The organism is Rhodococcus sp. P4_E4, assembly GCF_056401575.1.
This window is the reverse complement of record NZ_JBFUJB010000024.1, coordinates 38,656-59,191: the sequence shown is the minus strand read 5'-3', so window position 1 is coordinate 59,191 and position 20,536 is coordinate 38,656. Positions and strand designations below refer to the sequence as shown.

19 protein-coding genes are annotated in these 20,536 nt (G+C 61.8%); 8 read left to right on the top strand and 11 right to left on the bottom strand.

Annotated elements, in window-relative coordinates; all coding sequences use genetic code 11:
* Positions 1-7 precede the first annotated feature (7 nt).
* The 3 genes from AC1DVN_RS25305 to AC1DVN_RS25295 form a co-directional block, all read right to left on the bottom strand.
* Positions 8-1,195: a 4-hydroxybenzoate 3-monooxygenase gene (locus tag AC1DVN_RS25305; RefSeq protein WP_477994328.1), complete on the bottom strand. Its 1,188-nt coding sequence runs from the start codon at positions 1,193-1,195 to the stop codon at positions 8-10.
* A 99-nt stretch (positions 1,196-1,294) separates the two neighbouring features.
* Positions 1,295-2,047, bottom strand: a complete 753-nt coding sequence (locus AC1DVN_RS25300; RefSeq protein ID WP_019745792.1) for an IclR family transcriptional regulator — start codon at positions 2,045-2,047, stop codon at positions 1,295-1,297.
* A 79-nt stretch (positions 2,048-2,126) separates the two neighbouring features.
* A complete protein-coding gene (locus tag AC1DVN_RS25295; RefSeq protein ID WP_019745793.1) occupies positions 2,127-3,494 on the bottom strand; it encodes an NAD(P)/FAD-dependent oxidoreductase in 1,368 nt (455 codons plus the stop codon).
* A 123-nt stretch (positions 3,495-3,617) separates the two neighbouring features.
* Between AC1DVN_RS25295 and AC1DVN_RS25290 the strand changes: the two genes are divergently transcribed.
* The 5 genes from AC1DVN_RS25290 to AC1DVN_RS25270 all read left to right on the top strand — a co-directional run bounded on the left by AC1DVN_RS25290 (position 3,618) and on the right by AC1DVN_RS25270 (position 8,771).
* On the top strand, positions 3,618-4,508 hold the full coding sequence (locus AC1DVN_RS25290) for a LysR family transcriptional regulator (RefSeq protein ID WP_019745794.1): 891 nt from the start codon (positions 3,618-3,620) through the stop codon (positions 4,506-4,508).
* Between the two features lie 92 nt (positions 4,509-4,600).
* A complete protein-coding gene (locus tag AC1DVN_RS25285; RefSeq protein WP_133727280.1) occupies positions 4,601-6,064 on the top strand; it encodes a benzaldehyde dehydrogenase in 1,464 nt (487 codons plus the stop codon).
* A gap of 132 nt (positions 6,065-6,196) precedes the next feature.
* Positions 6,197-7,714: an MFS transporter gene (locus AC1DVN_RS25280; protein ID WP_020909510.1), complete on the top strand. Its 1,518-nt coding sequence runs from the start codon at positions 6,197-6,199 to the stop codon at positions 7,712-7,714.
* 45 nt (positions 7,715-7,759) lie between these two features.
* Positions 7,760-8,107, top strand: a complete 348-nt coding sequence (locus AC1DVN_RS25275) for a hypothetical protein (RefSeq protein WP_133727281.1) — start codon at positions 7,760-7,762, stop codon at positions 8,105-8,107.
* Complete coding sequence (locus AC1DVN_RS25270; protein WP_084325884.1) at positions 8,100-8,771, top strand: Dabb family protein; 672 nt, start codon at positions 8,100-8,102, stop codon at positions 8,769-8,771. The genes AC1DVN_RS25275 and AC1DVN_RS25270 overlap by 8 nt, the downstream gene beginning before the upstream one ends.
* On the opposite strand, the gene AC1DVN_RS25265 is transcribed toward AC1DVN_RS25270, so the two are convergent.
* Both AC1DVN_RS25265 and AC1DVN_RS25260 read right to left on the bottom strand, forming a co-directional pair.
* Complete coding sequence (locus AC1DVN_RS25265; protein WP_020971152.1) at positions 8,754-9,683, bottom strand: alpha/beta hydrolase; 930 nt, start codon at positions 9,681-9,683, stop codon at positions 8,754-8,756. The genes AC1DVN_RS25270 and AC1DVN_RS25265 overlap by 18 nt on opposite strands.
* A 176-nt stretch (positions 9,684-9,859) precedes the next feature.
* Complete coding sequence (locus AC1DVN_RS25260; protein ID WP_477994327.1) at positions 9,860-10,945, bottom strand: TerC family protein; 1,086 nt, start codon at positions 10,943-10,945, stop codon at positions 9,860-9,862.
* 225 nt (positions 10,946-11,170) lie between these two features.
* Between AC1DVN_RS25260 and AC1DVN_RS25255 the strand changes: the two genes are divergently transcribed.
* Positions 11,171-11,518, top strand: coding sequence for a hypothetical protein (locus AC1DVN_RS25255; protein ID WP_020909514.1), 348 nt, complete (start codon positions 11,171-11,173; stop codon positions 11,516-11,518).
* A 4-nt stretch (positions 11,519-11,522) separates the two neighbouring features.
* On the opposite strand, the gene AC1DVN_RS25250 is transcribed toward AC1DVN_RS25255, so the two are convergent.
* Positions 11,523-12,755 (bottom strand): PucR family transcriptional regulator, encoded by a 1,233-nt coding sequence (locus tag AC1DVN_RS25250; protein ID WP_019745802.1) that lies wholly within the window; start codon positions 12,753-12,755, stop codon positions 11,523-11,525.
* Between the two features lie 171 nt (positions 12,756-12,926).
* On the opposite strand from AC1DVN_RS25250, the gene AC1DVN_RS25245 reads away from it, so the two are divergent.
* A complete protein-coding gene (locus AC1DVN_RS25245; protein ID WP_019745803.1) occupies positions 12,927-13,754 on the top strand; it encodes an SDR family oxidoreductase in 828 nt (275 codons plus the stop codon).
* Here the strand turns inward: AC1DVN_RS25245 and AC1DVN_RS25240 are convergent, their stop codons facing one another.
* The 4 genes from AC1DVN_RS25240 to AC1DVN_RS25225 are packed head-to-tail and all read right to left on the bottom strand — an operon-like array spanning position 13,755 to position 18,125.
* Entirely contained in the window at positions 13,755-14,966 is a 1,212-nt protein-coding gene (locus tag AC1DVN_RS25240) for a PucR family transcriptional regulator (protein WP_283567247.1), read from the bottom strand.
* 55 nt (positions 14,967-15,021) lie between these two features.
* Complete coding sequence (locus tag AC1DVN_RS25235; RefSeq protein WP_003942932.1) at positions 15,022-16,152, bottom strand: thiolase family protein; 1,131 nt, start codon at positions 16,150-16,152, stop codon at positions 15,022-15,024.
* On the bottom strand, positions 16,145-16,528 hold the full coding sequence (locus tag AC1DVN_RS25230) for a Zn-ribbon domain-containing OB-fold protein (RefSeq protein WP_020971157.1): 384 nt from the start codon (positions 16,526-16,528) through the stop codon (positions 16,145-16,147). The genes AC1DVN_RS25235 and AC1DVN_RS25230 overlap by 8 nt, the downstream gene beginning before the upstream one ends.
* A gap of 19 nt (positions 16,529-16,547) precedes the next feature.
* Positions 16,548-18,125 (bottom strand): AMP-binding protein, encoded by a 1,578-nt coding sequence (locus AC1DVN_RS25225; protein WP_069145398.1) that lies wholly within the window; start codon positions 18,123-18,125, stop codon positions 16,548-16,550.
* Positions 18,126-18,500: 375 nt separating this feature from the next.
* Here AC1DVN_RS25225 and AC1DVN_RS25220 point away from each other — a divergent pair, with 375 nt between their 5' ends.
* A complete protein-coding gene (locus tag AC1DVN_RS25220; RefSeq protein WP_020971159.1) occupies positions 18,501-19,850 on the top strand; it encodes an MFS transporter in 1,350 nt (449 codons plus the stop codon).
* On the opposite strand, the gene AC1DVN_RS25215 is transcribed toward AC1DVN_RS25220, so the two are convergent.
* Positions 19,851-20,486 (bottom strand): TetR/AcrR family transcriptional regulator, encoded by a 636-nt coding sequence (locus AC1DVN_RS25215; RefSeq protein ID WP_031333860.1) that lies wholly within the window; start codon positions 20,484-20,486, stop codon positions 19,851-19,853.
* Between the last annotated feature and the right edge of the window lie 50 nt (positions 20,487-20,536).

Genomic DNA, 20,536 nt, shown 5'->3' with positions numbered 1-20,536 from the left:
CAGCTCTCTAGATCAAGGGCGTTCCGACGTAGTTCTCGGCGATCAGCGTTCGTCCGGCGACCGAACGCGTGACCATGTCCAACTCGGCCAGTTGACGGCGATGCCCGAAACCGCTGTCGCCTGGCAAGCGATGGAGCATCGACGACATCCACCACGAGAAGTGCTGCGTCCGCCACACACGCGGCAGCACCGTTTCGGTGTACCCGTCCAACATCTTTCGGTCGGACGCGGTGAAGAAACTGTCCATTGCCTTCGCCAGAGCGTAAACGTCGGCGATCGCGAGATTCATACCCTTCGCACCGGTCGGCGGCACGGTGTGCGCCGCATCGCCGGCAAGAAACAGGTTGCCGTGCTGCATCGGTTCACAAACGAAGCTGCGGAACTGAAGGATCGATTTCTGAAAGATCCTGCCGTCCTTGATCTCTGCGCCCTCGCCGTCGACGCGCATGTGCAGCTCGTCCCAGATTCTATCGTCGGACCAGTTGTCCACGGAGTCGTCCGGATCGACCTGAAGATAATGACGCTGCACCTCGGGCGTCCGCGTGCTGATCAGTGCAAACCCACGCTCATGGTTGGCGTAGATCAATTCTTCCGATGACGGCGGAGCCTCGGCCAGGATGCCGAACCACGCGAAGGGATATTGGCGGAAATGATCCGTTCGGATCGACGGTTCGGGAATCAGCTTTCGCGTTTGCGTACGTGATCCGTCGCAACCGGCCACCAGGGCGCACTCGAGCTTCTGGTCGTTTCCGTCCGAGTCGACAAAAGTGATGCTCGGGCGATCCGATTCGTGATCGTGCACTTTCGCGTCGGACACTCCGAATCGAATGTCCCCGCCGTCAGCAAGACGTCGCGCGATCAGATCCTTGAGCACCTCGTGCTGCGGATACACCGTGACGGCGCTCCCGTCGGTCAATTCGTCGAACGCGATTCGGTGCCCTCGCCCGCCGAATCGCAGCTCGATTCCGTGATGTTCGAGGCCCTCCCGCTTCAGTCGATCACCGAGTCCGGTCTCGACCATGAGATCAACCGTGTTCTGTTCGAGCACGCCGGCACGAATGGTGCCTTCTACCTCTTCACGGGTGCGACATTCCAGGACTACCGAATTGATTCCCTTCAGATGCAACAGATGCGAGAGCATCAACCCGGCGGGACCACCACCGACGATTCCGACCTGGGTGCGCGAAGAAGACATACAGAGAACTCCTGAGGTGAGTGACGATTGAGACCACCATCGACCACGATCACTCCCCTGAACAGCTGTAATTTCACTCAGTGAAAGACCGAATACGAACTATCCAAGTCCGCCGCCACCGAGCCCGCGTGAAATTCCACGGGCGGCCGCGACCAAGGCCGGCAGTAAAGGAGCCGGATCCTGCTCCACCGGAACAACTGTCGAGACTGCTGCGACGACATTGCCACCGGCTTCGCGTACTGGAGCGGCGACGGCAAGGGTTCCGACGTTCAGATACTCACGGCAGACGACAAACCCGGTGCGTCTGATCTCGTCGAGAGTTGCTCGCAAAATCCGCTCGGACGTAATGGTTTTGGGAGTGAACGACTCGAGACCTGCCTGGAGGACGTCGTCGAGAAGTTCGGTTCCGCCGTGCGCGAGGAGAATCAGTCCACCGCTGGACGCATGCAACGGCAATCTTCCCCCGGCGCGACCGACAACGGTGACAGCGCTACGCGAGGACAAGCGCTCGAGGTACAGAGCCTCGGTACCCTCACGAACGACCAACTGCACGTTCTCCCGGGTGACCTCGTACAGGTCCTCGAGAAACGGCAACGCCACCTGTCTGAGCCCGTGCGCCCCTGGAGCAAGAGCGCCGATCTCCCACAACCGCACTCCGACCTGGTACTTGCCGTCACTCCGACGCTCGAGTGCGCCCTCGGCCACCAACTGCCCACACAGCCGATGAACGGTGGGCAGAGGTAAACCGCTGCGACGACTGATCTCCGACTGCGTCAACCGCGGCGATTTCGCGTCGAAGGCACCGAGCACGATAAATGCCCGGCCGATCAACGAACGGTCGCCTGATGCCATTCACACAGTGTGACAGGGCAGTGCCACTAAGAATCCACTGTGACTGGCATCAGGCGAAACGTGTTCAGGCGGTGCGTAGCTACGCGGAGTGCGCCAATTCCGGTTCGCGTTCGGTCACCGGCGGCGCGGCCTCGATCTTCATCGGTTCCTGCGCGTAGTGGAAGTGCGGACGACGGTGACCGATGAACGAACCGAACCACGACATCACAGCGACGTACCGGTTGCGGAAGCCCACCAGATACATCACGTGCACGGCCAGCCACATGAACCAGGCGATCGTGCCCTTGAACTCGACCTTGCGGACGCGACATACAGCGCTGAATCTGCTGATGATCGACATGCTGCCCTTGTCGAAGTACTTGAAAGGCGTTCCGGCCTTGACCTTTCCGTTCACAGTCTTCGCGGCGTGACGGCCACCCTGCATCGCAACGGGCGACTGACCGGGCAGACCGTTGAGCGAAGTCATGTCGCCGATGGCAAAGACGTTGGCGAACCCGCCGACGGTCAAGTCCGGATTGATGAGCAGACGACCTGCGCGGTCACTCTCACAACCGGTTGCCTCTCCGAGCACTGCGGCGAAGTCGTTGGCGCGTACACCGGCCGACCAGATGACGGTCTCGGCGTCGATGCGCTTCTCTTCCTTGGTCTTTGCCGAAGAGACGGTGACACCATGCTCGTCGATGGCGGTGACCATGGTGTTGAGGACTACCTCGACACCCGACTTCTCGAGCGAGGCCTGCGTGTACTCACTGAGCTTGCCGCCGAAGGCCGGAAGCGCAACGCCGGCGCCCTCGACCATGGTGACCGTGACCTCGTCGGCACTGATGTTGTTGATGGCCTTCGCAAAGTAGCGACGCGCCAGTTCCTTGATCTGTCCGGCGAGCTCGACGCCGGTCGCGCCGGCACCCACGACAACGAAGCTCAGCAGGTTACGGCGAACCAGCGCGTCGTTGGTGGTGTGCGCTTCCTCGAAGCAACGCAGGATCTGCTTACGCAGTACCTCGGCGTCCTCGACGGTCTTGAGCTTGTAGGTGACCTTTTCGAACTCGTCATGCCCGAAGTACGCCTGCGTGGCACCGGTGGCTGCGATGAGCGAGCGGTACCCGAGCGTGTGGCGGGTGCCCGAGGCTTCGTAGACGACGGTGTTCTCTTCGGCGTTGACCTCGACGACGCGGCCGAGGCGTACGTCGGCGTTGGGGTACTTCTGCAGGATCGTGCGGATGGGCGGAGCAACTTCGCCGGCCGACAGGACACCCGTCGCCACCTGGTAGAGCAGCGGCTGGAAGAGGTGCTCAGTGGTGGCGGAGATGAGAACGAACGGCGTCTTGGACTTCGCGAGGGTCTTGGCCGCGGCGAGGGCTCCGAATCCCGAACCGACGATCACAACCTGAGTCTTCTCGTGTCCAGTCGCGTCGATGTCGGCGCGACCCGCAGCTGTTCTATCCACAACGAACTCCTCAACCAAATTGAAAGTATGACTATTACGGTATGGACTGATCATGGGTCGGGTCCAGCTAGCTGGAGTATTCGCAAGACTGTTATCTCGATTGCTCATAAGTAAGCTGTCCTCATGGACTTCCGCCAACTCAAGTACTTTCTCGTCGTGAGCGAGGAACTGAGCTTCAGTCGCGCTGCCGAACGCTGCTTCATCTCGCAGTCGGCGATCAGCCATCAGGTCGCACGACTGGAGAAGGAGCTCGGGGCGACACTCTTCGAGCGCTCGACCCGGGCGGTTCGCCTGGCCCCGGCAGGATCGCGACTGGTGCCCATCGCGCAGCAAGTCCTCAGTCTCGAAACGATGGCGTACTCCGTCGCACGAGACCCGAGAGCCCGGATCCGAATCACCGGAAACATGAGCTTTGCCGCTCAGACGCTGGACGCCATCGCACACGTGCGCGAACTTCATCCGGACCTGGACGTCGAGTTCGTCATCAAGAGTTTTGCCCACCGCATGGACGCTGTGGCCTCCGGTGACGCGGACATCGCCCTGATTCGCGGCGGCGTCGACCGCCCCGGACTCGAACCTCTGGACCTCGGCGTCGAAGATCTGCTGGTCGTCATGTCGAGCCGACACCCCCTAGCCGGCCAGCAAAGCGTCGACCTCAATGATCTGGCCGCATATCCCCTGCTCCTGCCGCCGCGCCAAAGTCAGGTGCTCATTCACAAGGTGGTCGAGGACGCATTCCGCGAGATCGATCGACGCGTCCAACTGGGCCCCGCAATTCCGAGCGATCACACAGCCACGCTGGACGTGATCACCAACCCGCGCGCCTGGACCCTGCTCTATTCGATCACCGCAGGCGAATCTCCACGCGCTGGAATCAGCTTCATGCGAGAATCGCACGGCCGCTTGCGCATTCCCGTCTCGGGAGTGACCCGCAGCGGCGCTACCCACTCCGCTGAGTTTGCCGATCTGATCCAAGCACTCAAGGACGCCATGAATCCGTCTTTCACTGAGTGAAAGTGTGATGGCGATCGACCCCCTCACAGAGCAACGTGGTGAGCAACCATGTGATGCGGCGCGCGGTTGCATCCCTTTACCGAGGAGCAGCCATGACGCGTTTGCTGAGCGCCCCTGTGTGGGAATCGAAGATCTTCGACGGCGAATGGGTTCGCGGTAGCGCCGACGATCGTATTGTCGTCGAGCCGGCCACCGGCAAGCAGTTGACGACGGTCGGCATGGCAACACCCGACGACGTGGCAGCCGCTGCAACAAAAGCTACTGCAGCTCAGAAGGATTGGGCAGCAAGGCCATACACCGAACGAGCCGCCGTTCTACGCCGCGCCGGTCAACTGTTCGAGCAGTACGCCGACGAAATCGGCGAATGGGTAATCCGCGAGGCCGGCAGCATCCCGGCCAAGGCCGGGCTGGAAACCCACACCGCTGCCGAAGAGTGCTACAACGCAGCAGCTTTGGCCGCACACCCTGTCGGTGAGATTCTGCGCTCGGAGCAACCTCGGCTGAGCTTCTCTCGTCGCGTACCCGTCGGAACCGTCGGCGTCATCGCGCCGTTCAACTTCCCCATCATTTTGTCGATCCGTGCAGTCGCTCCCGCACTGGCGCTGGGCAATTCGGTGATCCTCAAGCCTGACCCGCGCACGGCGATCTGCGGCGGTGTGGTTCTCGCTCGCATCTTCGAAGAAGCAGGCTTGCCCGCCGGAGTGTTCAGCATGCTGCCGGGCGGCGCTGACGCCGGTGAGGCAATCGTGGTTCATCCGAGCGTTCGCGTCATCGCATTCACCGGGTCGACCCGAGCTGGACGCGCGGTCGGCGAACTGGCGGGCCGCCATCTCAAGCGCGCTCATCTTGAACTCGGCGGCAACAATGCGCTGATCGTCATGGATGACGTCGACCTCGAAAAGGCCGCATCTGTCGGCGCTTTCGGATCGTTCATGCACCAGGGACAGATCTGCATGACCACCGGCCGCCAACTGGTCCACGAAAGTATCGCCGCCGACTACACCGCACTCCTTGCCGAACACGCCGACAAGCTTCCGGTAGGCGACCCGTTCACCGGTCAGGTCGCACTCGGACCCATCATCGACGCCAAACAACGCGACCACATCCACTCTCTGGTCACCGGAAGCATCGCGGCCGGAGCAAAACTGGCTGCCGGCGGCACCTACGAGGATCTCTTCTACCGGCCCACCGTGCTGGCCGACACCCCACTCGCCGCGCCGGCCTTCGCCGACGAGGTCTTCGGGCCGGTCGCACCGGTGACCTCCTTCGCCACCGTCGAACAAGCCGTCGCCATAGCCAACGATTCCGAGTACGGATTGTCGCTGGGCATTCTGACCTCCGACGCCATGCGCGGACTCGAACTCGCCCAACAGATTCCCACCGGCCTGGTCCACATCAACGATCAGACGGTCGGCGACGAAGCCGTCATCCCGTTCGGCGGCATGGCGTCTTCGGGTAACGGCGGCCGTGTCGGCGGTATCGGTGCAAACCTCGATGCCTTCACGGAAACACAGTGGGTGACGGCGCAAAGTGCACTCCCGGTCTACCCCTTCTAGAACGAATTCACAGGGCATGTCCCACTCGGTCGCTGACCAGCATTGACGGGATCGATCTCGCGGACTTACCATCCAGAGAAAATTACTTCGCCACATTAAGCATTTTCTCTTGTTGTTCCCGAGAAGGACCCGTTGACGAACACAGTTACGACGAGCAGTGCCGCGAGCCCCAGCGCTACGCCAACTGCCACCGATTCCCCGGACCAGTCCGTAGCAAGATCGCCGCGCCGGGAGGCCGTGATCATCGGCGCTTTGAGCCTGGCAGCGATGATCGTCTCGATGATGCAGACGCTGCCGGTTCCGATCCTGGGACGGATTCAGTCCGACCTCGGAGCCTCGTCCGCCGGCGTCAGTTGGGTGACGACGGCGACCCTGCTTTCCGCTGCCGTCTTTACTCCCCTGCTGGGGCGCTACGGCGATCAGCACGGCAAGAAGCGCACCTTGGTCGGCGTCCTCGTCGTCATGGTGATCGGTTCGATTGTCGCGGCATTGGCGCACAATCTGCCACTGCTGATCCTCGGCCGTGTACTCCAGGGAACAGCCACCGCGATCTTCCCTCTCGCACTCTCGGTCTTGCGCGAAGAGATACGACCACAGAAGCTTCCCGGCGCCATGGCCCTGGTCAGCGGAACTCTCGCGTTCGGCAGCGGTCTCGCCCTCGTGGCCACCGGTCTGCTCACATCGGCTCCGGATGCCGACTACCGCAACGCCTTCTGGATGGCCACCGGATTCGCAGTGCTGGCCTTGATTGCCGTCGCCACGCTGGTCCCGCCCACCACGCACAAAAGCGGTGGGCGCGTGGACCTCATCGGTGCGCTGAGTCTGGGCGCGGCACTACTTCTGCTTCTTCTGGCGATTTCTCAAGGCCACCAATGGGGGTGGTTGTCGCCCTTGACCGTCGGTGTTTTCGTGGCCTCGATCGTGATGTTCGCAGTCTGGGTGTGGATCGAGAAGATCGTCGACGAGCCGCTTGTCGACATGCGGATGTTCGTCCACCGCCCGGTGATGATGGCAAATCTTGCCGGCGTCGTGGTGGGCTTCGGCATGTTCGCGAACTTCCTCGGGATCTCGTATCTCGCACAACTTCCCCGCGATCTCACCGGATACGGCTTCGACGCGAGCATTCTGCGTGCGTCGGTCGAATTCCTGCTGCCTGGCGCGATAGTTTCGCTGATCGCCGCCCCGATCGGCGGTCGTCTCATCAGGCTGCGTGGGCCGCGATTCGTTCTGGGACTCACTGCGATCCTGGGCGCGGTGCCGTTTGCGTGGCTCGCGTTCGACCACACGCACACCGCGTCGGTCATCGGTGCGGGCATGGTGATCGGCGCCGCCCTCAGCCTCGGCTATGCAGCCATGCCCGCCATCATCATGTCCAATGTGCCGCATCATCAGAGCGGCATCGCCAACGGCATCAACTCGATCTCACGTTCCACCGGCAGCGCCATCGGCAGCGCAGTAGTGACAACGATTCTGGCGTCGATGACAATCGCGAACCTCCCTGAAGGTGTTCCGGCGATGCCAAGCGAATCTGCCTTCACCGTCACGTTCGCGACCGCGGGCGTTGCCTTCGTTCTGGTGGGACTTGTGGGGTGGCTGGGGCTGCGACCGGCACACTCCCCGTCCGCTTCCGAACAACCTCCCGCTGCGTGAGATCGGAAGTACTGCAGAGGGTTAGGTGCACCGTAGCCTGCGCACATGGCAGGTGAGACTCTCTACGTGATCGACCGGATCGTGACGAATCCCGGATGCGGGCAGAAGTTCGTCGACGAATGGCGTGCCGGCTACCTGCCGAGCGCCCGGCGACGCAGCCTGACCCTCGACAACATACTTGTCAGTCCGCCGTTGTGGTCCGAGTACGAACCGAACGTCGTGACTATCACGTGGACCGTCGACGGAACCTCCGGTTGGTGGGCAATGACTCGCCTGAGTCGCGGCGACACCACGCTTCGGCAGTGGTGGGATGCCATGGAACCACTCATCTGCGAACGTAGCCGCACCATGGCTGCTGCTGCCGACGACGTCGAGGCACTGGCCGATGTATAACGTCACGAGGGTTGTTTTTGCTGCCGACAGCCCGGACTCGGACGGCTGGGCGAATGCGGTGAACACCATTGCAGCAGTGGCAGAATCGTCGGGCGCAGTTCGCCATCTCGTCACCGCTACTCTGCCCGGCGCCATCAACGGCGGAGATCTGATCGTTTATCTTCAGTTCGCGAATGAAGCCGCGTGGCGGGCCGTTAGCGATTCCGTCGACGCCGAACTTCACCACGATGCCATCGAACGCTTTCACGGCGCCGAGTACGTTTCCGGAACCGAGGGTCGCTCGCGCGCCACGGGCCCGAACGGGGTGTATCGAGCGTTGCTGATTCGCGTTGAACCCACTACCTCCGAGGACGAAATCGAACGCTTCGAAAGCGACTTGCTGAAGATGCCCGGGCATATCTCCTCGATCGCTGCCTGGCGACTCAGTCGGGTGAGTGCGGCGACCGGCGCAACACCCGCATGTGACGAAGCACCGTGGACCCATGTGTGGGAGCAGGAGTTCACCGACCTCGAATCACTGCAGACCCAATACCTCGATCATCCGATCCACTGGGGCGTCGTTGATCGATGGTTCGATCCCGAATGCACCGAAGTCATTGTGCGGGAAAGAATCTGCCATACCTTCGGCGAACTGGGCGACGAGATCCTATCGAGCGGCGGCTGATACCTCGCGGATCATCGCCCAAACTTTCTGGCGTGCCGGCTCTGTGAGCGACAATGACGGAATAGTGAGGAACCCGTGAAACAACCCGTCGAAGCGATGATGCTGCACGGGGACGCCGGCCGAGGCAAGCAGTTTCGCGTACTCGTCACCGGACGAGCACGGCGGATCCAGCTCGGCTGTCACGACAACAGCAGCTGGAAGATCTGCGAACGACTCTGTCCGAGTGGGTATCACCCGCACGTCATCTCGGCGTTCGGGAGCATATTGGTCCCAGTACCACTTCATGGCCGTGGTCGTGTTGTAGTGGTCGGTACCGTAGAGACGGTAGGACTCGGTGTCGAAATCGTCGTCGATCACCGGATAGATGAGAACCTGCGCCGCAACCGCCGGCCCCCCACGATCGCGAGCGGCGATGGCTACTGTCGCAGCAAGATTGCCGCCCGCGCTGTCGCCGGCAAGGACTATCTTGCTCGGGTCTGCGCCGTACTGTGCCGCGTGTTTCGTCGCCCACTCCAATGCGGCGTAGACGTCGTCGTGTGCTGCCGGCGCGGGGTACTCAGGGGCCAGACGATAATCGACGGAGACGACGACGGCGCCAACCCCTTCCGCCATGGACCGGCAGAATTCGTCATGGCTGTCCAGGTCACAGAACACGAAGCCTCCGCCATGAGCGAAGACGACCAGCGGTCCGGCGTCGGAGGAAGTGTGCGGGCGGTAGACGCGGATCGCCAGATCTCCACCGGGGCCCTCGATTGCGAGATCTTCGACCGTACGCAAATCGGGAAGCCGCTCCAACGGGGCGCGTCGATTCCGAAGCAGAGCGCGCAACTCCGACGGCTCGAAGCTGGTGACATCCGGAAATGCGGCGTTGAGCGTGGCCAGCATGGTGATGACTTCCGCGTGAATTGTCATGTGCACTCCTGATCTCGGACGTCGGGCATCCGCCAAGGTAGATCGCGCGCGGCCGAGTGAGAACACACCTTCCCGATCAGTGGTCTGTTTGGTTACGAGAAGTCGTGAGAAACGAAAAGGGAGACCACACCTCGTTGTGTGGTCTCCCTTTTCGATTCGGTTCAGCCGATCAGGCGTCAGCTCCTACTGCGAGCATCCACCTTGTCGTCATCGTCGTCGTGCTCGTCGGCAGCAAGCGCGATGTCGGAAGACTCGACGCCCCCATTCGGGCCTGTCTTCTCGAGGTCGACCGGTGCATCACCGGACGCAACCTCTTCGGCCTCAGGCTCTTGCGGTAGCGGTTTCTTGAGGCTCAGGATGATCGAGCCTGCCAAGACCACGATGATCACCGCGAGGCTGACCAGCGAGGGGATCTCGGGGATCGACGTGCTGATCACCTTGTGGCTGGCCTGCATGATCAGCTTCACGCCGATGAAGGCGAGGATGATCGACAGACCCTTGGAGAGGTAGTGGAACTTCTCGAGCAGACCCGAGAGCAGGAAGTACAGGGCACGCAGACCCAGGATCGCAAACGCGTTACTGGAGTACACGATGAACGGGTCGTCGCTCACTGCCAGGACTGCCGGGACGCTGTCGACTGCGAACACGAGGTCGGCGGCTTCGATGGCGACGACGACGGCGAACAGCGGTGTTGCGACGCGCTTTCCGGCTTCCTTGACGAAGAACTTGGTTCCCGCGTATTCCTCGCGAACCGGCATGATCTTGCGCAGCAGGCGAACTGCCAGCGACGTACCCGGATCGAAGCTCTCGTCGTCGTCCTTGAGCAGCTTGTAAGCGCTGTAGAGCAGGATGGCGGCGAAGACGAACAGGACGGCCGTGAACTTGCTGACCACGGCAACGCCGGCAGCGAGGAAGATTCCGCGGAAGATCAGGGCGCCGATGACACCGAAGAACAGCACACGGTGCTGGTACTCACGGGGCACCTTGAAGTAACCGAAGATCAGGGCGAACACGAAGAGGTTGTCGACCGAGAGGCTCTTCTCCAACAGCCAGGCTGTTGTGAATTCGACGCCCGAGTTCACCCCCAAGGTCAGGGTGACAACCACCGCGAACACGAGAGACAAACCGACCCAGAGTGCACTCCACCAGGCCGCTTCCTTGAAGCCGATGACATGCGCGCCGCGGTGGGCGAGCAAGTCGATGAGCAACATGACGACGATGACTGCGGCGAACGCGGCCCACGCCCACATGGGAACGTTCATCGCTGACCACCTACCCGAATGGCACTGATGACTGCGGTCACGGGGAGCTCCTTCACTGGGTTCGGACGGCCGTCTCGCCGTCTTCTCCAGTGTTCCTTGCCGACTTCTATCCACCCCTGTCGAAATATCGACGACTTTTGTATCTAAAGTTGCCGAGATCATGCAATCTAAAGGTGTTGCATCCGAAACCGCCGTTGGAAGGCAACTTGTTCTAGCCTGGCAAACATGAGCACCTCGTTGTACTACTCCGCCGTCCGCTCCACACCGCTGACCGACGACGAGAAGGCCGAAGTCGACCGACTCATCGCCGTCCACAACGACGAATTTCCGTTCGACTACGAGGTCCTGGACCTCTACCCGTCGGATATCCCCAACACTCTGCTCAACGGCTCGACCAAGATCTCGAGCGATCCGACCGAGGTGATTCCGTCACTCGTCTACTGGTTCAACGCACTGACCGAACTCCGGCGAGCGGTGCCCGACGCCGACTGGGACGTTTCACTCGACGACACCCCCGCAGATTGGGATGACAACTCCGGCTACTCGCTCCCCGGACTCGATGACATGCAGTAGCGAATCACGGCGCCGGCGCGATGGTGGCTCCGTAGCTCTCCAGTGCGATGAGGGCCAACTCCGTCGGCAGCCGACGCTGGTCGACGCTGCGACCCAGTAGCTTTTCGGCCTGATCGAGTCGATACCGCACGGTGTTCTTGTGCAGGCCGAGGGCTGCGGCAGTAGCGGCCGCGGTGCAGTTGTTCTCGTAGTAGACCCGGACGGTGTCACGGATGCGCGTCGTGACGCCGTCCGCGCCGGCCAGGCCTTTCAGTTCCCGAGCCACCAACTCACGCAGTTCGCCCAGATCTTCGGTGAGCAGACAGGGAACCTGAACATCCTCGTAGACGGTGATACCCGGCGAGCCCCCGGAACGGACCGCCACGCGCTGCGCGGCGAGCGCCTCGCGATGACTGCGAGCGAATCCTTCCATTCCGTAACCGCTCGCTCCCACTGCAACGCGAAGATCCGAATGCCGGGCATCAACATGTGACGCCCACTCCTGGCCGTCGAAATGCGCGACCCACGACCACAGCTCACGCGCGCCCGAAGGCAAAGTCAGAACACGCTCGCCATTGGACTCGTCGACAAAGGTACGGGCGTACGAGTCCAACCGCGCCAATACGTCTGCAGCCGGGTCGGTGTCGTCCGTCCAGAGAACAAACGCCGTGTGGTGGCGCCGCATCGGATAGTCCAGGATCCGGGACGCTTCGTCGGAGTGAAGGGCTTCGCCCGCGACAATCGCGTGCACCGTCTCGGACCGACGCGCAAAAGCGCCGCGCGCCAAGCTCTCCCGCTCCTTCGCGTACGTCGCGACCAACAATTCGGTGGTCACTTCCAGCCATCTCATCGCCGAACCCCACACTCGAACGAGAAGTGCGCGTTTGAGTTCCGGACCGATCGGGAGTGCCTCTATCGACTCGTCGACGAAACCCAGCATCGCGAGGCGTCCGGCGCCGTAGATCTTGAGCAGGACCCGAAGATCCATACCGCGCCGAGCGACGGTGAGTGCAAGCGCAACCGACTCCGCCGGCGGCGTGACCTCTTGGGAACCGCCCGCGATCGCCGCCACGATGACGCGGAGTTGCGCCGCGGTGCTCGCATCCACATCGCGTCGTAGCTCCCGATCAGCCGCTACCTCGGGATTGGCCTCGGCAATGGCGTCGTCGATGCGTTGGACGAAACCGTCGATCACCTCCGGCTGGAGATAGATGGGTGCGAGATTCGCAATCCAGCCGTCCAACTCCGATGTTTCCATGGCGCCTCCCCGAATTGTGACTTAGTCATAAATCTATCGCCTTGGTTCGGCCAACAAGCCCTATCTACCCAACTTCAACTGGTCCACAATCACATCTCACTGCAGTTTCACGTCGCTGCAGATTTACGTCACTGCAATCCCATCCCTCTAGTTTTTGGAGACGCTCGCGATATGAACAAGCCTTTCGACGGTCAGGTAGTGGTCATCACCGGTGGCGCCAGGGGCATCGGATACGCCACCGCGAAACGGCTCATCAGCCTGGGCGCGAGGGTCGCGATCGGCGACATCGACGAAGCCACTCTCGCGCAGGCTGCAAAAGATTTGGGCATCCGTACGTTCGGGCGTCTCGACGTCACCGACCCCGCGTCGTTCTTCGACTTCCTCGACACCGTCGAAGGTGAACTCGGCCCGATCGACGTACTGGTCAACAATGCGGGCATCATGCCGGTCGGACGGATCGTCGACGAGGACGACACCGTGACCAGACGCATCATCGAGATCGACGTCCTCGGCGTGATCACGGGAACCAAACTCGCACTGCGACGGATGCTTCCACGCGGACGTGGACACGTCATCAACATCGCTTCGCTTGCCGGCGAACTCCCGTGCCCCGGTTTGTCGACGTACTGCGGCGCCAAGCATGCGGTGTTGGGCTTCACCGATTCTGTCCGCAAGGAAGTTCGTGGCACCGGAGTGAACGTCTCGTCCGTACTGCCGACGCTCACCAACACCCAACTCACTTCCGGGACTTCGGGAATGAAGGGTTTCCGTGAGGTTCAGCCGGAGGAAATCGCCGAAGCAATCGTCGGCTTGATCACCAAACCTCGACCACGCGTGCGCATTACGCGAGTGTCCGGACTGCTTGTCCAGGCACAGGGTTTCGTGCCCCGACGGCCTTACGAGGCATTGAGCCGACTGTTCGGCGTCGAGACGCAGTTTCTCGGCGACGTCGACACCGCGGCCCGTGCTGCCTACGAGGAACGGGCGCGCACCAGCTGATCAGGCCAGCTCCGTGGCCGGCCAGTCGAGCAACTTCGCGCCCAGCACGGCAGCGTGGAGCGCGAAGCTGTCGTTGGGGTCGTTGACGTTCTGGCCGGTGAGTTCACGGATACGGTCCAAGCGGTACGTGACCGCCCGGACCGACAAATGCAGGTCTCGGGCGGTCTTTGCCGTATTGCCGCCGGCGGAGAAGTACGCGAGCAGGGTGTCGATCATCGGCCCAGCGCCGCCGCGTGCCTCGAGCAGCGGGGTGAGCAGGGTGTGGATCAGGTCGGTGACCGCCGGCCTGTCGTTGACCAGAACGCGGTAGACCAGCAGGTCACGAGCATCGATGATCGGTGCGGTCAACGACAGGCGCTGCGCCAGGTCCAGTGCGTCGAGCGCCTCCCGGTACGACGCCACGACGCCCGAAGCGGTGGTGCGAGGGCGCCCGACAGCGATCTGCCAGGTGCCGTCCAAAGCACGCCGCTGCAACTGAACTCGCCCGTCGTCATCGGTTCCCGGTCCGAGAGCCGACCGAATACCCGCCAGCACGTGGTCGACGGCATCACGGTCCGGCGCCGCGAAAACGACGACCAGTTTGCCGCTCTTGCTGGCAACCAACGCGTCGGCGTCACCCTTGCTGCCGAGCACGGCACGTTCGACGGCCCGCACCAAGGGATTGTCGTCGGTGAACTCGCGCGTCGCGGTCACGACCGCGACGGCATGCGGACCGCTGAGATGGAGCCCGAATCCCGAAGCACGACCTAACAATCCGACGACATCGGCTCCGCCGGTCAACAAGTCGTCGACGAACTCACGGCGTGCCGATACCTGCGAGCGGACCAGAGATCGCCTGGCCAACTGGAATCCTTCGGCCAGTTCGGCGACGGCATCGTCGACGGCGCGGAGCATGACTTCGCCGGCCGAGACCACGGCAGTCGGATCCGATTGTGCCGCAATAACAGCGGGGAGCTCACGCCACAGGCGCCAAGCCGAGGAGAGATACAGATCGAGCAGGGCTCGCAGGGCGACACCCTGCTGCGCCGCTTCTTCACCGCGGGCACGGAAACGATGCAGCTGACGACGCTGCAGCGGCTTCCCCTCGCATACGGCGACACTGAGCACGTCCAGGAAATCACCCAGCAGTTCGACGGGTAGGCCACCGGCGTCGTCCGCCCCTGCCGCGGCTACCCAGGAAAGCACTTCTGTGGGTACTCCGGTTGTGTTCACCCCCCGCATTCTTCCACCACGTTCCGAAGGCGGGGGGACTGTCGTACCGGAACCGCTAGTCTTCGCCGACCAGGATGTGCGCGTAACTCACTCCGCCGGCTCCGATCATCTGCGCGAATCCGATCCGCGCACCGTCGTGCTGACGGACCCCGGACTGCCCACGAATCTGCTGCGTGATCTCGACGAACTGGGACAGGCCGGTCGCTCCACCGGGATGCCCACGGCCGATCAGTCCACCGCTGGGGCTGACCGCGACACGGCCTCCGATGTGGAAATCGCCGTCTGCCATCGCGAACGACGCCTTCCCTTCCGCCGCCAACCCGAGATCCTCGATGTACTGCAGTTCTTCGACGCTGAAAGCCTCGTGAACCTCTACGACGTCGACGTTGTCGGGGCGAATGTCGGCTTGCTCGTAGGCACGGGCGGAGACCCGCTTGGTCACACCGAGATCAGGCATGAACGCGGCAGCCCCGTGCCACTTGTCCGTCTCCGCTACGGCGGCAGCCACTCGGACGGCCCGACTGGCGTTCGCGAGTTTTCTGCTGGTGATGACGACTGCTGCTGCGCCGTCACCGATCGGGCAGGATTCGACGCGCCGGAGCGGATCCACCAGCATCGGTGCAGCTTTCAACTCGTCCATCGTCAATGCTTTGTTACGCTGCGCCATGGGGTTTCGGCTTGCATTGAAGAGGTTCTTCTCCACCACCAGGAGGCTGGCGTCGGCCGATTCGCCGTGTCGATGCATGCGGGCCTGCTTCATCAACGCAAACGGAACAGCAGGAACTGCCATGCCGGATACAGAAATCAAGTCCGGTTCACGTTCCCCTTCGGCAGCGCGGCTCATCAAGAGAGCACCGAGGCTTCCGACTCCGACCACCGCGGCAGTTTCCACCTGCCCCGATGCCACAGCAGCGCGGGCCTGCTCGAAAGCCGCTGTGCCGGTAGCTGATGCGTTCTCTACCGCAACAGCAGGAATCCCGGTCCACGCCATTTCGTGCAGAACCAGCGGAGCGGTCGACATTCCGGTACCGACGGCACCGACCACGAGCAGGCCGACTTCAGCCCAGTCCAGTCCGGAATCCCCGAGGGCCGCGTTCAACGCCTGTCCACCCTGAACATGTGGCGGTGTCGTCGTTTTGGAAACGAACGGCGTCATTCCGACGCCCGAGATGTATACCTCACGCATCGCGCGACTCCTTTTCGAAACCGTATGTCGTGAACAGTGAGTCTTCCGTGCCCGCACTCCGGGGAACAACGGAAACCACATCACCGATTCGAACGGGATCGGCACTGACTCCCAGAATTTCGATGTCGGCGTCACCGATACGCACCTGCGCGATGGTCACGGGAGGTTGCGCTCCGGCAATCGGAAATGCTGCAGTGCAATGCGATAAGACGGTACCGGACTCGGCCAGTTCGATCTGGGTCGCCGGGGCGTAGCACTTGGCGCAACGCTCACGGCAAGGGAAGCTGATGTTCTCGCACCGACTGCACTGCGAAGCCAGCAGTCTGATGCTCGTGCCTTCACATCGCAGGGCGGCATCGTCGAACGAAGGGTGCATTATTCGTCAGTCCTGTTCTTCAGACTCGTCGAGCCTGATCAGCCCAGTAGAGTTCTCGGAGATCCTTCTTGAGGACCTTCCCGTTGACGCTGCGCGGGAGTCGTTCGACGAAGTCGATTCGCTTGGGACTACGAACACCTCCGAGCTTGTTGCGGCACAGAGCAATCAGCTCGTCGGCACCTACTTCTGCGCCCTCGTTGAGCTCGACGACAGCGGTGACGGCCTCGCCCCATTCCGGGTCCGGAATGCCGATGACGGCACAGTCCTGCACAGCGGGGTGCGACCAGATCACCTGCTCGACCTCAGCTGGGAAGACGTTGAATCCGCCCGAGATGATCATGTCTTTCTTGCGGTCGGTGAGCGTCAGAAACCCTTCGTTGTCGAGGTATCCGATGTCGCCGGTGTGAAGCCAACCGTCACGTATGGTGTCGGCGGTCGCCTCGGGGTTGTTGTAGTACCCCTTCATGACCAGGTCTCCGCGTACGCAGATTTCGCCACGCTCACCGCTCGGAAGCGCGTTGTCTTCGTCGTCGCGGATTTCGACTCTGATCAACGGCGACGGCCGACCACAAGACAGCAATCGGGCGTCGTCGGCGATCTCGCCGTCGACAAAGTGCTGCTCGGGGCGCAGGAAACTGATGGAGCCGGGAGCTTCCGTCTGGCCGAAGCATTCGATCATCACCGGACCCAGAACCTTCAAGCACTTGCGCAGCTTCTCGGCCGACATCGGGGCAGAACCATAGAGGAAGTACCGCAGCGACGTGAGATCGTAGTTCGCCAGATCCGGATGTTCGATCAACCGGTAGATCACGGTGGGAGGCAGGAACAGGTCGGTGACGTTGTATCGGTCGATCGACTCGAGCAGGGTCTCCGGATCCGGCCGCTTCAACACGACGACGGCGCCGCCGCGGGCAGTTGCCGGCAGGGTCAGCATTCCGGCGGAGTGCGTCATGGGGGCAGCCGCGAGGTTGACCACCTTCTCGTCGGCGCGATAGTGCATGGCAAGCATCAGCTGCGCAACACACATCGAGAAGCTGCGGTGGGTGTTCATCACGCCCTTGGGAGCGCCTGTCGTACCGCCGGTCGGCGAAATCATCGCCACGGAATCCTGCGGAACGTCGACCCTCGGATGCGTCGACGGAGAATCGCCGAGCCAGTCCGTCAATGCGCGGGCGTAGTCACGAACACACTCGGCGGCGTCCGCTTCTCCTTCGAGGCGGATGTACTGGATGCGGTCGCCGACTGCAGCGTGAATCTCGTCTACAGCTGCTGCAAGCGCAGGGTGATAGAAGAGAATCTCGCAATCGAACTGGTTGACGAATCCGATGCTGTCCGTGATCGGACTGTTCGGATTGAGAGGCACCCAGGTTCCACCGGCACGCCAGGCAGCGATGACGCATAACCACGCCGCTGGATCATTGGGAGAGAGAACGCCGATCTTCGTTTCCGGCTTCATTCCGTCTCGCAGCAACGCGTTCGCGACACGACAGGACAGCGAACCTGCTTCTTCGAACGTCCAGTCGACGTCGCCGTGACGATATGCGATGGCAGCGGGATCGACGCTCCACCCTTGGTCGAAGAAATCGGAGAGGGCCATGGGAAACCATTCCTTCCTTCCTGCGGGCCGCAGCGTCCCAGGAAGTTGTCAGTAACTGTTTACATCTCGGCGAAACGTAAGCTCCCCCGGCCGACCTGTCAACCATCGACAACTGCAAAACTGTTGCACAACAACAGAATAGAGCTAACAGTCGAACAGACTCAGCAGAATCATCCCGTCTCGTACACTAAACCATACGCCATTAGGTTTACCGAAGGCGCATGCGTTGACCATTTAACCGAACTGCGTTAGATTAACCGATGTGACTTGAGGCACATCGATTCAGTGTCCACTCGAAAACTGCTGCTGGTGAACATCACCCGAGCGCACAAGCCAAGTCACACCCGCAACCACCCCTTCCGACTAAGGAACACGATGGCTTCAGCACGCGAACTGATCGATGCGTCTCCACTCAGCAGACTCCAAATACGGGTAATCCTTCTGTGCACGCTGGTCAACATGGCCGAGGGATACGACATCCTTTCGATGTCACTCGCCATACTGCCGATCACGGACGACTGGGGAATATCCGGCACCCAGTCCGGCATGCTTTTCAGCGCCGGCCTCATCGGCATGGCGGTCGGCTCGATCGCCTTGGGACCGGTCGGCGACCGATACGGGCGCCGCCCCCTGCTGATCGGTTCGCTGGTCGTCATCACAGTCGGTCTTCTACTGTCCGCAGCGAGCGGCGACGTCACACAACTTGCGCTTGCGCGTCTGCTGGCCGGCGTCGGTATGGGCGGCATCATCCCGAGTTCGCCGATCATCGTCGGCGAGTACGCACCTGCACGCAAGCGCTCGACGCTCATCGCGCTGTTCGCGATCGGCATTCCACTCGGGGGTGTACTCGGCGGCGCCGGAGCAGCGGTGCTGATGTCGACGTACGGCTGGCACTCCGCATTCCTGCTCGGCGCGGTCGTCACGGCGATAATGGCGGGTGTGGCCTATTTCGGAATCCCAGAATCGCCGGACTTCCTCGCCGCCAAGGGAACCGAGTCGTCGCGAAAGAAGCTGGACGAACTGATTTCCAAGATGAAACTGACCGGAGTCCCGGCCACGGGTAATCACACGACACCTGTGCGGCGGTCACCGAACGTCTCCGGATCGGCTCACCTGAAGTCCTGGGCCCTGGCGACGACATGCATCGTCTTCGGCCTGGTCAACATCGCATACTTCTTCGGCAATACCTGGACACCGAAACTTCTCAAGCTTGCCGGCATGTCCAACAACGCCGGAATCAGTGGTGGACTGATGTTCTCGCTCGGCGGCGCGCTCGGAACGCTGGTCTTCGCCGGCCTGGCCCTTCGATTCGCCTCGATGTGGATCACCATGGGCTTCATCCTCGCCGGCTCGCTACTGTTCGGCGTCCTCGCTCTGGTCTCGACTCAACTCAGCCCCGCGCTGGTGGCGTCAGCTCTGCTCGGGCTGTGTATGACCGCGGCCTACACCGGCCTGTATGTCATGGTGCCGATCCTCTTCCGCCCCGAAGCACGTGTCTCCGCTCTCGGAATCGCAGCGGGACTCGGCCGCATCGGAAGTATCGTGACGCCGTTGGGGATCGGTCTACTCGTCGACCGATCCTGGACGACGGAATCCATCTTCTTCCTCTTCGTCGTACCGACCCTGCTCGCCGCCGCAACGATCGCATACGCGCAGGTTCGCAATACCAAGGAATCAGTCGCCCTTGCCGTCGACGGCGAAAAGGCATCTGTACCTGCCGCTTGATCAGATCGAGTTATCCACCTGGTCGGCGTGAAGAACCCCGTAGAGGAAACTTCGCATCATCTGTTCGTACAACTGCCTGGGCGTACGTTGATTCGACTTCAGCGCGGCGTCGAGGACCGGGTGGGCAATTCGATCTACGTTGGCAAAAACGGCGGAACGCTTGGCCTCGGGCCTCATCGCCTCAGTGAGGGTGACACCCAAGGTCAGCTTCTCGAGGCCGTCGAGGATCTGAACATGCAGCCGCACAGGAACTCCCGAACCCTCGAGGTAATCTGCTGCAGCCTCGAACATGTCAGTCACGAGGTCTCGCGGAAGAAACTGCAACATCACCGGCGCGGCATTGCGGTGACGCAGAATCACATCCCGAAAGTTCAAGCCGTACGCGACAACCCAGTCCTGCCAATCACCTGACGCGGGCTGACGCGGAATCCTGGTCTCGAACACGATTGCTCGCGCAACCTCCGTCAAAATCTCGTTCTTGTCGGAGAAATGGTGATACAACGACGGAGCTTTGACGTCGAGGTACTTAGCCAGACGCGGAAGGCTGAAAGCGTCCAAGCCCTCGGCATCGATAATCGAGATTGCTGCGGCAACTGCGGTGGTTCGGCTGATCAACGGTTTCGACGGTCGAGCCATGTCGCTCTTCACTCCTGATTTGCTCGGCGTCCGAAGATCGTACAAGCACC

Bases quoted from the DNA above. Each gene is read 5' to 3' on its own strand.
- AC1DVN_RS25275 (WP_133727281.1), top strand. From the start codon at position 7,760: ATGGCAGGTGAGACTCTCTACGTGATCGACCGGATCGTGACGAATCCC.
- AC1DVN_RS25255 (WP_020909514.1), top strand. From the start codon at position 11,171: ATGAGCACCTCGTTGTACTACTCCGCCGTCCGCTCCACACCGCTGACC.
- AC1DVN_RS25265 (WP_020971152.1), bottom strand. From the start codon at position 9,683: ATGACAATTCACGCGGAAGTCATCACCATGCTGGCCACGCTCAACGCC.
- AC1DVN_RS25250 (WP_019745802.1), bottom strand. From the start codon at position 12,755: ATGGAAACATCGGAGTTGGACGGCTGGATTGCGAATCTCGCACCCATC.
- AC1DVN_RS25305 (WP_477994328.1), bottom strand. From the start codon at position 1,195: ATGTCTTCTTCGCGCACCCAGGTCGGAATCGTCGGTGGTGGTCCCGCC.
- AC1DVN_RS25225 (WP_069145398.1), bottom strand. From the start codon at position 18,125: ATGGCCCTCTCCGATTTCTTCGACCAAGGGTGGAGCGTCGATCCCGCT.
- AC1DVN_RS25235 (WP_003942932.1), bottom strand. From the start codon at position 16,152: ATGCGTGAGGTATACATCTCGGGCGTCGGAATGACGCCGTTCGTTTCC.
- AC1DVN_RS25220 (WP_020971159.1), top strand. From the start codon at position 18,501: ATGGCTTCAGCACGCGAACTGATCGATGCGTCTCCACTCAGCAGACTC.
- AC1DVN_RS25230 (WP_020971157.1), bottom strand. From the start codon at position 16,528: ATGCACCCTTCGTTCGACGATGCCGCCCTGCGATGTGAAGGCACGAGC.
- AC1DVN_RS25290 (WP_019745794.1), top strand. From the start codon at position 3,618: ATGGACTTCCGCCAACTCAAGTACTTTCTCGTCGTGAGCGAGGAACTG.
- AC1DVN_RS25260 (WP_477994327.1), bottom strand. From the start codon at position 10,945: ATGAACGTTCCCATGTGGGCGTGGGCCGCGTTCGCCGCAGTCATCGTC.
- AC1DVN_RS25215 (WP_031333860.1), bottom strand. From the start codon at position 20,486: ATGGCTCGACCGTCGAAACCGTTGATCAGCCGAACCACCGCAGTTGCC.
- AC1DVN_RS25245 (WP_019745803.1), top strand. From the start codon at position 12,927: ATGAACAAGCCTTTCGACGGTCAGGTAGTGGTCATCACCGGTGGCGCC.
- AC1DVN_RS25270 (WP_084325884.1), top strand. From the start codon at position 8,100: ATGTATAACGTCACGAGGGTTGTTTTTGCTGCCGACAGCCCGGACTCG.
- AC1DVN_RS25285 (WP_133727280.1), top strand. From the start codon at position 4,601: ATGACGCGTTTGCTGAGCGCCCCTGTGTGGGAATCGAAGATCTTCGAC.
- AC1DVN_RS25300 (WP_019745792.1), bottom strand. From the start codon at position 2,047: ATGGCATCAGGCGACCGTTCGTTGATCGGCCGGGCATTTATCGTGCTC.